The 12,870-nt window shown below is 69.4% G+C and carries 16 protein-coding genes; 8 read left to right on the top strand and 8 right to left on the bottom strand.

Going from position 1 to position 12,870, the window contains the following annotated elements; translation table 11 throughout:
- Positions 1-108: 108 nt before the first annotated feature.
- The 8 genes from QOL69_RS12220 to QOL69_RS12185 all read right to left on the bottom strand — a co-directional run bounded on the left by QOL69_RS12220 (position 109) and on the right by QOL69_RS12185 (position 8,341).
- Positions 109-1,023: a thiamine-phosphate synthase family protein gene (locus tag QOL69_RS12220; RefSeq protein ID WP_283403389.1), complete on the bottom strand. Its 915-nt coding sequence runs from the start codon at positions 1,021-1,023 to the stop codon at positions 109-111.
- The gene (dcd, locus tag QOL69_RS12215; RefSeq protein ID WP_283403388.1) at positions 1,020-1,631 is read right to left on the bottom strand and encodes a dCTP deaminase; all 612 of its coding nucleotides are present in this window, start codon (positions 1,629-1,631) and stop codon (positions 1,020-1,022) included. Before dcd ends, QOL69_RS12220 begins: the two co-directional genes overlap by 4 nt.
- 24 nt (positions 1,632-1,655) lie before the next feature.
- Complete coding sequence (locus tag QOL69_RS12210) at positions 1,656-2,417, bottom strand: YIP1 family protein (protein ID WP_283403387.1); 762 nt, start codon at positions 2,415-2,417, stop codon at positions 1,656-1,658.
- A 73-nt stretch (positions 2,418-2,490) separates the two neighbouring features.
- On the bottom strand, positions 2,491-3,114 hold the full coding sequence (locus QOL69_RS12205; protein WP_048078452.1) for an NfeD family protein: 624 nt from the start codon (positions 3,112-3,114) through the stop codon (positions 2,491-2,493).
- Positions 3,115-3,199: 85 nt separating this feature from the next.
- On the bottom strand, positions 3,200-3,493 hold the full coding sequence (locus QOL69_RS12200) for a DUF7312 domain-containing protein (protein ID WP_283403386.1): 294 nt from the start codon (positions 3,491-3,493) through the stop codon (positions 3,200-3,202).
- A gap of 75 nt (positions 3,494-3,568) precedes the next feature.
- Positions 3,569-5,326, bottom strand: coding sequence for a pyruvate kinase (gene pyk / locus QOL69_RS12195; RefSeq protein WP_283403385.1), 1,758 nt, complete (start codon positions 5,324-5,326; stop codon positions 3,569-3,571).
- Between the two features lie 491 nt (positions 5,327-5,817).
- Entirely contained in the window at positions 5,818-6,753 is a 936-nt protein-coding gene (locus QOL69_RS12190) for a thiazole biosynthesis protein (protein ID WP_048078291.1), read from the bottom strand.
- A gap of 139 nt (positions 6,754-6,892) precedes the next feature.
- A complete protein-coding gene (locus QOL69_RS12185; protein WP_283403384.1) occupies positions 6,893-8,341 on the bottom strand; it encodes a hybrid sensor histidine kinase/response regulator in 1,449 nt (482 codons plus the stop codon).
- 238 nt (positions 8,342-8,579) lie between these two features.
- Between QOL69_RS12185 and QOL69_RS12180 the strand changes: the two genes are divergently transcribed.
- From QOL69_RS12180 to QOL69_RS12145, 8 genes are all read left to right on the top strand, one after another.
- On the top strand, positions 8,580-8,846 hold the full coding sequence (locus QOL69_RS12180) for an eL43 family ribosomal protein (protein ID WP_048078289.1): 267 nt from the start codon (positions 8,580-8,582) through the stop codon (positions 8,844-8,846).
- Positions 8,847-8,850: 4 nt separating this feature from the next.
- Positions 8,851-8,985 carry a DNA-directed RNA polymerase subunit P gene (locus QOL69_RS12175; protein WP_004049526.1) on the top strand — a complete coding sequence of 45 codons (135 nt, stop codon included), beginning with the start codon at positions 8,851-8,853 and terminating at the stop codon, positions 8,983-8,985.
- Between the two features lie 20 nt (positions 8,986-9,005).
- Complete coding sequence (locus QOL69_RS12170; protein ID WP_283403383.1) at positions 9,006-9,269, top strand: KEOPS complex subunit Pcc1; 264 nt, start codon at positions 9,006-9,008, stop codon at positions 9,267-9,269.
- 114 nt (positions 9,270-9,383) lie between these two features.
- Positions 9,384-9,770, top strand: coding sequence for a prefoldin subunit beta (locus QOL69_RS12165; RefSeq protein ID WP_283404241.1), 387 nt, complete (start codon positions 9,384-9,386; stop codon positions 9,768-9,770).
- Positions 9,771-9,774: 4 nt separating this feature from the next.
- Complete coding sequence (locus tag QOL69_RS12160) at positions 9,775-10,059, top strand: DUF3194 domain-containing protein (protein WP_283403382.1); 285 nt, start codon at positions 9,775-9,777, stop codon at positions 10,057-10,059.
- 393 nt (positions 10,060-10,452) lie between these two features.
- On the top strand, positions 10,453-11,484 hold the full coding sequence (locus QOL69_RS12155) for a glycosyltransferase family 2 protein (RefSeq protein ID WP_283403381.1): 1,032 nt from the start codon (positions 10,453-10,455) through the stop codon (positions 11,482-11,484).
- A 102-nt stretch (positions 11,485-11,586) separates the two neighbouring features.
- Positions 11,587-12,405 carry an imidazole glycerol phosphate synthase subunit HisF gene (gene hisF, locus QOL69_RS12150; protein WP_283403380.1) on the top strand — a complete coding sequence of 273 codons (819 nt, stop codon included), beginning with the start codon at positions 11,587-11,589 and terminating at the stop codon, positions 12,403-12,405.
- 84 nt (positions 12,406-12,489) lie between these two features.
- Positions 12,490-12,678, top strand: coding sequence for a DUF7511 domain-containing protein (locus QOL69_RS12145; RefSeq protein WP_048078304.1), 189 nt, complete (start codon positions 12,490-12,492; stop codon positions 12,676-12,678).
- Positions 12,679-12,870: the final 192 nt, after the last annotated feature.

Here is a 12,870-nt window from a genome sequence, read left to right as displayed (position 1 = left end):
ACCCGTGTCGGCGGCTCACGGCGGGCCGCGGGCGATTCGCCCAGACTCACAGCGGGCCGCGAACGATTCGACCCGGCTCACAGCGGGCCGCGAACGATTCGCCCAGACTCACAGCAGACCGCGGACGATCCGCGCCGCCTCCGCCGCGGTCGGCGCGAGGACGTAGACGATCGGCTCGACGCCGACCGCGCCCGTCTGGTACACCACGAGCGACTCCCCGTCCTCGTCCCCCGAACGGTCCACGCCCGCGACCGCGTCGGCGACCGCATCGCGGGTCGGCCGCTCCGCGTCGAACTCGACGGTCGGGTGGTCGGCCGCGAGCGTCTCGACGGTCTCGGGGTCGTACCGCACGTTGACCGCGCCACGGACGTTCGCGCCCCCCTCACGCGCCGCGAGCAACACCGTCGCGACGTGTTCGCTCACGCCGAACTCCGGCTCGCCGGGGACCATCGCCCGGCCCTTCACGTCGACGAGCCGACCGGGGACCGCGGCGACGTCGTCGACCGTGGCCGCGTCGGCGAGACACTCCGCGACGTTCGCGCCGACGTTCGGGATCAGCCCGGCAAAGCCGGAGGCGTTCGTCAGGGTGCGGAGCCCCCGCCGGACCGACGTGAGGACGCGCTCGCGCTCGCGGAGGCCGCTGTCCGGGTCGTGGACCGAGAACTCCACGTCGGCGTCGGCGAGGGCGGGCATCGCCTCCTCGTGGAGGTCCGCGAGCAGGTCACCCTCCTCCAACTGCCGGATCAGCACCTCGATCTCGACGAGCGCGCCGACCGGCGTGAGATCGCCGCTCGCGAGCCCCTCGCCCACGCGCTCGACGAGTTCGCGCACGCGCTCGTCGGCGACGATCCGGTCGTGTCTGGCCACGTCGCCCGCGGCGTACTTCGAGACCGCCGACTGCGAGATGCCGAGCGCGTCGGCGACCTCCAACTGGGTGAACCCCCGGTCGCGGAGGTCCTCCGCGAGCATCGAACGGACGGTCGGGAGGAACTCGTCGACGACGACCTCCTCGATGAACTTCATGGCTCTCCCTCCGCGGCGTTTCGCTTGTCACCTGCGAACTCCGGATCGTCGCCGATCCGCGACGCCTGCGGGCCGTCCTGTCCCTGATACTTGGAGCCGCGCTCGGCACCGTACGGGCGGTCGGCCGGTCGTTTCAGCTCCGTGAAGGTGAGCTGCGAGACGCGCATGCCCGGCGAGAGCGCCACCGGCGCGGTCCCGAGGTTCGACAGTTCGAGGGTGATCTGCCCCTCGTAGCCCGGGTCGCACAGCCCCGCGGTCGCGTGGACCACGATAGCGAGCCGCCCGAGCGAGGAGCGCCCCTCGACGTGCGCGACGAGGTCGTCGGGGATCGCGACGCGCTCGACCGTCGTCCCGAGGACGAAGTCCCCGGGGTGAAGGATGAACTCGTCGCCCTCGGGGACGGTCGTCTCCGTGACGTACTCGCCGACCTCGTCCGCCTCGGTCGGGTGGATACACGGGATGTTGGTGCGCTGGAACTCTAAGAATCGCTCGCCGAGCCGCAGGTCGACGCTCGCGGGCTGGACCTGCTGATCGACGTCGTCGAGCGGCTCGATCGCGAGGTCGCCCTCCGCGAGCCGGTCGAGGATGTCGGCGTCCGACAGGATCATGTCGGAAGGGCGAGCGCCGTCGGCTTAAAAACTCCCGAAGTTCGCGGGCACGGCGAGCAGGAGGGCGACGGCGGCGAAGACCGTCGCCACGCCCGCCGCCGCCCCGCGGTCGAGGTCGTGGTGGGCCTCTAACCCCCCGACGACGATCACCCACTGGACCGCTATCGCGACCGCGGACGCAACGAGCAGGGGGCCGGTCGTGCCCGTTATGGCGGCGACTATCTCCTCCGCGATCGCCTCGAACGTCGACCCCGTGATCGCCGCGTTCGAGAGGGCGACCCAGATCGCCGCGACGCCGGCGATCACCCGAAGCAGTTCGCCGACGAGCGCCCAGCCGGCGATCACGAAGGTGTCGCCGACGGAGCCGGACCCGCCGGCGAACAGCGCGCCCACGTGGAGCGCGAGCGAGAAGATCCCCCACCAGACCGGCACGCCGATCAGGCCGTAGTGGAGGTAGCCGTTCGCGGCGTCTCGGAGCTCTTCCCCGGCGTCGACGTCGATCCGCGCCGGCTCGTCGCACCGCTCGCCGAACACGGAGTCGGGGTCGTCCCCGAACCTCTCGCAGGTCGACTCGGGCGGGCGGTCCGGGTTGTCGACGGTGACCTGCTGGTCGACGGTCGCGTCGAAGATTCCGCCGAGCGCGACGATCCCGAGTGTGGTACCGATCGTGACGACCACGAGGATCGCGACGGCGATCGCGCCGGCACGGGGGGTGTCGAAGGCGTCGCGGACGCGGTCGAGAACGCTACCGATCGGTCGCGAGAGGAGGGCGAGCGGGGAGGGCATGGTCGAGCGTCCCGACGCGAGCGGTAAGTGTTTTGCTCACCGGCGGCGCGCGCCGCGGCCCGAGGTCGGCCCGTCACTCCCGCTCGACTTCGGTCTCCGCGTCGGCCTCGCTCTCTTCGGTACTCTCCACGTCGGCCTCGCTCGCCGCGGCCTTCCGGGCGCGGTCGGCCGCGAGCTCGCGGTCGATGTCGTCCTCGACGTATCCCATCGACTCCACGGTGACGACGTTGCCCCCGCCGGGGTCGACGACCATCACCTCCTCGCCCTCGTCGATCTCGCCGTCCATCGACCGCGCCGAGTAGTGGGGGTTGAACCCGCCGCCGGCGAGTTTCACCTCGCCACCCGTGGGGGTCACGCGCTCCGTGACGGTCCCCGTCTTCCCCTTCAGCGAGTCGCTGTCGCTCGTCTGTTGCTGTCCCTTGCCGCCGTAGAGGTCGAACTCGTGGTACCCGTAGAAGGCGGCAGCGCCGAACGCCAGCGTCAGGAGCGCCATGAAAAGCGTGAGGAGCGCGCCGGCGACGCCGAGCGAGGTCAGGAGTAGCCCCCCGAGTCCGGCCCCGATGAGCGCGATGCCGACGACGATGAAGTTCGCTCCGGGTGCCAGCGCCTCCGCCATCGAGAGCAGCAGTCCCGCGGTCAACAACAGGAGCGGGAGGGTGTCCGGCGAGAGGAGGCCGGCCTGTGCGAGCGCGTCCATGTTCGGTCCTACGGCCGCGGCCTGATAAGTGGTGGTGCGCGCGGTCGCGGCACGAAGCGTCGGTGCGCGGCCGCGGCGCTCGCGATCAGAACCCGCCGACTAGGACGCCGACCGTGAGCGCGACTCCGAGGACGACGAAGACCGCGTGTTCGAGGGTGACGTCCCCCGGCTCTATCGGCTCGCTCTCCGGCGTGGCGGTGTCTTCGGTGACGCCGTCCGGCCCGACGTCGTCGAGCGCGAAGCGCCACTCTCCCTCGTCGCCGTCGGTCTCGTCGCCGGCGTCGTTGGCTCGGCTCCTGTCGCCCGAGACCGGGGCGTCGTCGCCGGCGTCGGCGGCCGGCCCCTCGTCGCGGGCACCGTCGCCGGATTCGTCGCTCATGGACGCACCTACGCGGTTCCGTGATAAATGGCTGGCGGGCCGGCGGGGATCGACGCGGCCGGGGCGGACGCGGGCCTACCGCTTCCGGGCGGCGGCGATCACGTCGCCGTCGTACACGACGCCGCGCTCGCCGTCGAGGGTCACGACGGTCCCGTCCGCGACCGACTCGGGCAGGCGAGCGCCGGAGACCATCGGCACGCCGAGTTCGCGGGCGACGACGGCCGGGTAGCCGGTCATCCCCTCGCGGGCGTCGACGATGCCGGCGATCCGGTCGAGGTCGCCGGAGAACTCGCCGTCGAAGTCGGGGCCGAGCGCGACGACGGAGCCGTCAGGGAGCGCGTCGATGTCGCCGTCCGCGGTCCGGTGGACGGGGGCGGAGACGTGGCCGGCGACGACCGCCTTGCCGGTCACGAGCGTCTCGGCGGCGACGTGGACCTTCAGCGTGTTCGTCGTGTTCGTCCCCTCGAACTCGGTGAGCATCCCGGAGAGGACGACGAGCGTGTCCCCGGACGCGGCACCGCCGCGGTCGAGCGCGGCGTCGACCGCGTTGTCGAGGATCCCCTCCATGTCGTCCGCGTACTCGGTCAACACGGGGCGGACGCCCCACGAGAGCGCGAGCTGCCGGCGGACGCGGTCGTTCGGCGTCGTCGCGACGACCGGGACGCCCGGTCGGAACATGGCGGTCTTGCGCGCGGTGAAGCCCGACTCGGAGACGGCGACGACCGTCGAGGCACCGATGTCGCGCGCGAGGTAGCGCGCCGAGCGCGCCAGCGCTTCCGTGCGGGACCCCTCGTCCGCGGTCGGGACGCGCTGTTCGCGCGTCTCGGCGTACTCGTCGCTGGACTCGACCCGCCGGACGATCCGGTCCATCGTCTCGACGACGTTCACGGGGTCGTCGCCGACCGCGGTCTCGCCCGACAGCATTACGGCGTCGGTGCCGTCGAGGACGGCGTTGGCCACGTCGGAGGCCTCCGCGCGGGTCGGCCGCCGCGAGGAGACCATCGAGTCGAGCATCTCCGTCGCGGTGATGACCGGGACGCCCTCGTTGACGCAGCTGCGGATGATCCGCTTTTGAATCACGGGCACGTCCTCAAGGGGGCACTCGACGCCGAGGTCGCCGCGGGCGACCATCACGCCGTCGGCGGCGTCGACGATCCCCTCCAAGTTCTCGACCGCGCCGGCGCGTTCGATCTTGGCGACGATCGGGATGTCGTCGCCGCCGCGGGCCTCCAGCTCGTCGGCGATCTGGTAGACGTCGTCGGCGTCGCGCACGAACGAGGCGGCGACGAAGTCCGCGTCGGTGCGCGCCGCGAGGTCGAGTTCGGCCTCGTCCTCGGGGGTGATCAGGTCGACGTCGATGGCGACGCCCGGGAGGTTCACGCCCTTTCGCGACTTCAGCGTCCCGCCGGAGACGACCGTTGCGACCACGGTCTCGCCGTCGACGCGTTCGACGCGACACTCGATCCGGCCGTCGTCTAAGAGGATCGTGTCGCCCGATCCGGCGGCCGCGATGGAGTGGGAGAGACCGACTCGCTCGGGTGTCGCGTCGTCGCCCTCGACGAAGGCGACCTCGGAGTCGGTCGGGAGTTCGATCGGTTCGTCGATCTCGGCGGTCCTGACCTCCGGTCCCTTCAGGTCGACCATCACCGCGAGCGGGTCGTCGATCTCGTCGTCGACGGTCCGGGCGCGCTCGATCACCGTCTCCCGGTGGTCGGTCGTTCCGTGGCTGGCGTTGAGTCGGACGACGGACATCCCCGCCTCCGCGAGGTCGCGGATCGTGTCCCGGTCGTCCGAGGCGGGACCGATCGTACAGACGATCTTGGCATTGCGCATACCGCCGGGTTCGGCGCAGGGGCGGAAAAAGGGCCACGATTGAATCGTTCCCAAGTGAACGTTCGTGAGGAACAGCGACCACGAGACGGTCATACCCACAGACGCCGCGACGAGGCAGACCGAAATCCGCGGTGGCGCGCGCCTCCGAGCGCCCTTTTATTGGCGCGAGGAGCGCCGCGCGAGGGAGTCAGTCGCCGGAGCAACGCGGAGGCGACCGACGAGGCTGGGGAGGCGTGAGGTGCGGTGCTGTCGCGGGGCGGGAATCGAAGGGGCAGCCGCGAGGACGAAGCACACCGACGTAAGCACTGGAAGGAGTGAGCGAAGCGAACGACTGAAGCGCGCAGCGAGGTGCGCGAGTCCTCGCGGCTGGGGCTTCGGCGGTCTCGGTCAGAGCATCGGTAGCGACTACGTCGTAGCGAGCGGCTGGAGGGCCGGAAGGGGGTGGATCTCGCCGATCGTTCCGATCTGATCTCGGAACCGCGATCCGCGTCTCAGTCGTCAGCGGGGGCGGGCGCGCCGCCGGTCGATAGTTCGACCTCGGGCGCGTCGGAGCCGAGTTCGTCGAGCGCCGTCTGCGCCGCCTTCTTTCCGGAGACGAGCATCGCGCCGAACGTCGGTCCCATCCGCGGGAGGCCATGGGCGGTCGCGACCGCCATCCCGGAGGCGATCAGGCCGTCGTGGACGACGCCGGTGTGTTCGACCACGGCGTCCTCGCTCTCGCCCACCCACATCGAGTCGTGGCCGGGCGAGTCGTGGCCGGGCGCGCCGTACTCGCCGTCGCCGGTCTGGTCCATCCCGGTGTTGTGCTCTTTCGCGTGTTCGATGCCGGGCGCGGAGAGCACGCCGCGCTCGTCGAGCTTGCTGATCGCGACCGCGTCGTGTCCGGTCGCGTCGATGACGAGGTCGGACTCGACCGCGATGGGGTCGACGCAGGTGATCTCGCGCGGGAGCGCGTGGACCGGCGTCCAGTTCATCACGATCCCGCCGACGCGGTGGTCCTCGCGGACGACGAGGTCGGTGAACTCGGTCATGTTCTGGACGCGCGCGCCGGCGTCGCAGGCCGCCTTGATCAGCCCGGAGCAGGCCTCCGGCCCCGGCGCGGTGTAGAGGCCGTCGACGTCGTCGACCGGCTCGTAGTCCACGTCGAGGTCGTCGAGGATCTCCTGTGCGGGGTCGCGGACCGTCACCGTGTTCATCAGGAACCCACCGAGCCAGAACCCGCCGCCGAGGTAGTTGTTCTTCTCGACGATCATCACCTTCACGCCGCGCTCGGCCAGCTCCTTCGCGGCCATCAGCCCGGAGGGACCGCCCCCGAGAACGATGACCTCGGAGTCAGTGAAGTCTAAGAAGCCGTCGGTCCACTCGGTACCGATAGCCCGCGTTACGTCGGTCTCGCTCACGTCCGCAAAGCCGTTGAATCCGTCCATACAACTCGGTAGTATTACTCAGTTGTGAAATGTGTTGCGGTCGAAAGACGCGTCTCCCCATCTCCGAACGACGGAGAGAGCGGTCGACGTGCGTGATCGGAGTCCAGACCGGCGAAATCGTGAAAACAGAACTCCCGAATCAGACGACGTGCGGCTCTTCGAGCGACGCGTTCGCCTTCGCGTCGACCGCGAACTCGAACCGAGCGCCGCCCGCGTCGCTCTCCGTCACGTCGACCGCCCACCCGTGCGCGTCGGCGATCCGTTTGACGATCGTCAGTCCGAACCCGGTGCCGTCGGACGCGGTCGTGAACCCCGGCTCGAACACCGCGTCGACCATGTCCTCGTCGATCCCCGGACCGTCGTCCTCGACGTGGAACCCGCCGGCGTGTTCGCGGACGCGCACCGTCACCGGGGACTGCCCGTGGTCGACGGCGTTGCGCAGAAGGTTCTCGATCAGCTGTCGGACCCGGGCGGAATCGCCCTCGACGACCAGCTCACCGTCGGGCAGTTCGAGCTCGTCGGTCGGACAGCCGAACGACTTCCACGCCTCCGACGCGACCGCACCCACGTCGACGGGCTCCGTCTCCGACACCGTCCGTCCGTTGCGGGCGAGCCGCAGCAGGTCTCGGATCATCTGCTCCATCCGTTCGTGTTCCGACGCGAGCCGGTCGAAGTGTTCCTCGTCGCCGTCCAGTCGGGCCAACTCCGCCGCGGCCTCGGCGTTGTTCAGCGGCGTCCGGAGGTCGTGGGACACCACCGAGGTGAACTCCTCTAACCGCTCGTTCTGCCGGAGTAGCTCCTCGCGCCGCCGCTGTTCCTCGGAGGCGTCCCGGAGGATGCCGACGGATCCCCGGAACTCCTCGTCGAACGGTAACGCCGCCATGTGGTCGTAACACGGGATTTCCTTCCCGTCCTTTGACCGGATGTCGACGCTGAACTTCCGTCTCTCCGGTCCCGTCGACGACACGATCTCCGCGAGCTTCTCGTTCGCCTTCTTCACGTCCGATTCGGTCTTGATCAACCCCGGCGAGCTCCCGATTATCTCCTCGCGGTCGTACCCGGTGAGATCGACGAACGGCTCGTTGACGTACTCGAACTCGGCGTCCTCGTTGACGACGTATATCGGGTAGTCGAGCGCCTTCAGAACCGTCGAGTACCGCTCGGACTCGATCTGGCTCCGGTACTCCACCGCCGCGTGCTCAACCCGGTTGGCGAGCCGTCGGATCTGGTCCGGGCCGCCCTTCTGAAGGTAGCCGGTGACTCCGGCGTTGATCGCCTCGGCGGCGATCTCTTCGCTCCCCTTCCCGGTGTACAGGATGAACGGGAGGTCCGGGTACTCGTCTCGCACGTCACAGAGCACCTCCAGCCCGTCGCGGCCCGGCATGTCGTAATCGCTGATCACGCAGTGGAACGTCCCGGCCGCGAGGTGGTCGATCACCCCCTCAGGCTCGGTCGTCGTCGTGACCGCGACCCCGTCCAGCTCCGCGTCGAGGAAGGATTCGGTCAGATCGAGCACCGACGGATCGTCGTCGACGTGGAGTACTTCGACGGGCGCGGTCGCTGCCTCTTGAGGGTCTTCGATAGACATGGAGCTACAGTTGTAAGGGGATACACAGTATAAAACCCTACGACGAAGAAACGGCATCGAGACGGTTTCAGGACCGACGTGCGTCGCGTATCGGCCGTTCTGTCTTCAATAAAAATACTTCGGATTCTCGCGGCGGTAACGAACCCGGCCGGACGGCGCGGGCCGACGCGGCTCGCGGCCGTGTCGCCCGCTGCGACTCGTAGCCTTTTTACCCGCGCTGGCGGTAGACGGACTCACTATGGCTGAGGACAAGGCACGAAGCACCGGAAGTGCGGGCCGATTCGGTGCCCGCTACGGCCGGGTCGCGCGCAAGCGGGTCCAGGACATCGAAGCGGAGATGCGCAACGCGACCGTCGACGGCGACGACGTCACGCGCAAGGGTACCGGCATCTGGGTCAACGAGGAGACCGGCGAGACGTTCACGGGCGGCGCGTACCGCCCCGAGACGCCCGGCGGTCGCACCGTCCGCCGCTCCATCCGCGCCGCGCTCGCCGACGAGGAATAGGACGATGAGCTACAAGTGCTCCCGCTGTAAGCGCGACGTCACCCTCGACGAGTACGGCGGCGTGCGCTGTCCGTACTGCGGCCACCGCGTCCTCCTGAAGGAACGCGGCGGCGACGTCAAGGAAGTCAACGTCGAGTAACGCCGCTTTCTCTCCGGACCGTGACGGCGACGCGACCACACGAGACGGTCCTCTCCGTTACCTACCCCTCCGAGCGACGCGCTCGCGTCGTGGCCGACGCGCTCGGTCCCGAAGTGGGCGAAATCGACGACGCCCGCTCGACCGCGACCGTCGACCGCGACGGCACCGCGGTCCGCGTCCGGGTGCGCGCCGACGACCTCGTCGCCCTCCGCGCCGGCGTCAACAGCTGGTCGCGGCTCGTCGCGGTCGCCGAGCGCGTCGGGGGGAGGCCCGATCGGGGGTAGCGCGGAGACACCGATAACGGCCTCTTCCGGGGCTGTCACGCCCGCATTGGCCGTCGTCGGAGAAGTCGGGGGTTTTTCCGTCCGGGCCGCGTCGTTCCGTCCATGCAAGGGAACATGCCGCCCGAGGCACAGGAGAAGATAGAGGAGCTGCAGGAGCTTCAGGAGACGGCCCAGCAGGTCTCCGAGCAGAAAGAGCAGGCGCAGTCCGCCTTGAACGAGTCGAAGACCGCCCTCGACGCCCTCGAAGATGTCGACGAGGACGCGGGGATGTACCGAGAGATCGGCGAGGTCCTCGTCGAGACGGACTACGAGTCCGCCTACGACGACTTAGAGAACAAGGTCGAGTCGCTCGAAGTCCGCGTCGAGCAGCTCGAAAAGCAGGAGGAGCGCGTCGAAGAACAGTTCGACGAGCTTCAGAGCGAGCTCCAGCAGATGCTTCAGGGCGGCGCGGGCGGCGGCGGCCCGATGGGACCGGGCGGCCCGGGCGCTGGCGGCGCGTAAGGCCGTGACCGACGACACGAGCGACGCCTCAGAGTCGATCGACGCGGACGGGCCGGACGACGACGAGGTCGTCCGCACCGCCGCGGAGGCGGCCGAGGGGATCGTGTTCAAACACTACGACCAATCGGCGGTGACGGACCTCGACATCACCGTCACGTTCGAGGAGGGCGTCCTCGACGTCGACGTCTACCTCAACGCCCCCGAGGACGCGGACCCAGACCGGGAGGCGGTCGCGCAGGAGGCGGTCGAGACCGCCGGCGAGGCGGTCGACGAGCTGTTCGCGGAGTAGCCGCCCCACCGGCTCCGAACTCCGCATATTTCCGTCGCCTTCGATTCACCGACCACCGAGCCGCCGCTGTCCGCTCCTCGCGCGTCGACGCCTCAACTCACAGCGGTACAAGTGCGGAAGCCAACGAGTTCAGTCGTGGGGGGAAGGCCGACATGGTGATGGAACAACAGATTGACACCTCGTTCTCGCAAAAACGCTCGTAATCCCTGACAGCCACATGTGTTGGCAGGGATGGGCTGTCCGTCAGCCAGCCCCAACATCGGGGGCACGCCTGGCCCACCGATAATTAAATTGGCGCTGGCCCTGCGGTGTAGGGCCATCCAAGCCCACGACTTCAGTCGTGGGTAGCTGACACGCAGTCCTTTTTACCCTCTCGCTCCGATAACAGAGCGTATGGACCTCTCGGTCGTCGTCCCGACGCTCAACGGTCGGGACCGGTTGGCCGCCTGCCTCGACGCGCTGGCGGCCGAGGCCCCCGACGCCGAGGTGATCGTCGTCAACGGTCCCTCGGCCGACGGCACGACCGGCATGGTTCGCGACCGCGACGACGTGGACGTGTTAGTCGAGATCTCCGACCGGACGGTGAACGTCGCCCGCAACGCCGGCATCGAGGCCGCGACGGGCGACGCGGTCGCCCTGGTCGATTACGACAACCGGATCGAGACCGGCTGGCGCGACGCGGTCGCGGCCGGTCTCGACGCGGCCCCCGTGGTCTCGGGACCGGTGACGCCGATCCCGCCGGGCGAGACGCCTTCCGCCGACACCGACTTCGGCGAGGGGGTCGGGCCGGAGATCCCGGAGGGCACGGACGCCGACGGCCCGGACGAGCCGGAGCGCAGCCGGATCGCGGGTCGAGACGTCACCTACTTCGAGGGCGGCAACGTCGCCTTCCGACGGGACGCCCTGCGCGACCTCGACGGCTTCGACGAGTACCTCCGGGTCGGCGGCGCGCGCGACGCCGCCCACCGGCTCGCGCGCATGGACCGCGAGGTGGCGTGGCGACCGGACCTGTCCGCGCGGAAGGAGCTCCCGAACCCGACCGCCGCCGACGGCGGGCGGAGCGCCCACGAGTGGGGCTGGAAGTACCGAGCGCTCGCCTACCGGCTGTTGAAGAACTACGGCGTGCGGCCGACGGTCCTCCTCCGAACGGGGTCGCACGCCCTGGGCGACGCGCTCGACGCGGGCCGAGACGTGGCGCGCGGCGAGTCGACACCCTCGCGGTGGGCCGCGACGGGCCGCGACGTGCTGTTGGGCCTCACCGGCGGGAGCTCCGACGGACTGGTCGCGCGGCGGCGGGACCGGAGCCCCGCGCGGAACCCGAACGGCGTCTCGACGCGCGCGGACCGCGCCGTCGCGAAGTACGACAGGCGGGAACAGTCGGGCGGGACCGAGGCGGCGACGACCGAGATCGACGACGCCGAGTGAGGTCGCGTCCGTGGCCCCCGACGAGTAGTGGCGCGTTCGCGGCCCCCGACGAGCGCGCCCCGCGCCTTTTAACCCGGCCGACGGCCAACGCTCCGGCAACGAATGGGACTCACGAAGCGCATTATCCCCTGTATCGACGTCGACCTCGACGAGGAGGGCGACGCCGCGGTGTACACCGGCGTCAACTTCGAGAACTTGGAGTACACCGGCGACCCCGTCGAGCTGGCGAAGAAGTACAACGCGGCGGGGGCAGACGAGTTCGTCTTCCTCGACATCACCGCCAGCGCGGAGGGCCGCGAGACGATGCTCGACGTCGTCAACGCGGTCGCCGACGAGTGTTTCATCCCGCTGACGGTCGGCGGGGGGATCCGGACGAAGGCGGACATCAAGGAGACGCTCCGGGCGGGCGCGGACAAGGTGTCGATCACGACCGGGGCCCTCGAACGCCCCGAACTCATCGACGAGGGCGCGGCCGCGTTCGGCAGCCAGTGCATCGTCATCTCCGTCGACGCGCGGCGGCGGTACGACGACGCCGGCGAGCACTTCTACGAGGACGAGGACGGCGAGACGGTGTGGTTCGAGTGCACGAAGAAGGGCGGCCGCGAGGGCACCGGGATCGACGCCGTCTCGTGGGCGCAGGAGGCCGAGGAGCGCGGCGCGGGCGAGCTGTTCGTCAACTCCATCGACAAGGACGGGACGAAGGACGGCTACGACGTGCCCCTGATGAAGGCGGTCGGCGAGGCGGTGTCGACCCCCCTCATCGCCTCCTCCGGCTGCGGGAGCCCCGAGGACATGTACGAGGTGTTCACCGAGGCGAACGCGGACGCCGGGCTGGCGGCCTCCATCTTCCACTTCGGCGACTACTCCATCGAGGAGACGAAGGCGTACCTCGACGAGCGCGGCGTCCCGGTCAGGCGCTGACGGAGCGTTCACTACCTTCGTAGTGTTCCTTTTTCAGCGGTCGAAACCAACAGTTATTATCAGACGGAGCGCGAATCGTGACGTATGTCCACGTCCACGTCATCCGCACGTGTTCGCGACGGGTCGCCGGAACTCGTCTGTAAACGGACCGATGACGACGACGGCACCGGCGAGGTGACGTTCTTCGAGCGGGACGTCGACCCGGACGAGCGGACGACCCGGTGGGTCACGGTCCGCGAGTCCGACTGCGTTCCGCGCGACGAGTGGCGATAAAACCGGTCTTTTCGCGGTTTCGGTGTGTATGTGTGACTCGTCGGTCGTGACCGGATAGCGGCTGCTTTCGAATCCCCGAACGTTCATTCATACGCGGCCGTTCTCGTCACGACCGAGACCGCCGAAGCCCAAGCCGCGAGGAGTCGATGCGCTCGTTGCGCGCTTCGGTCGCTCACTTCGTTCGCTCCCTCC

Origin of the sequence: Halorubrum sp. DM2, assembly GCF_901686465.1 — an archaeon.
Taxonomy (GTDB): Archaea; Halobacteriota; Halobacteria; order Halobacteriales; family Haloferacaceae; genus Halorubrum.
Note: the sequence above shows the minus strand (reverse complement) of the source record. Positions and strands in the feature narration are given on the sequence as shown.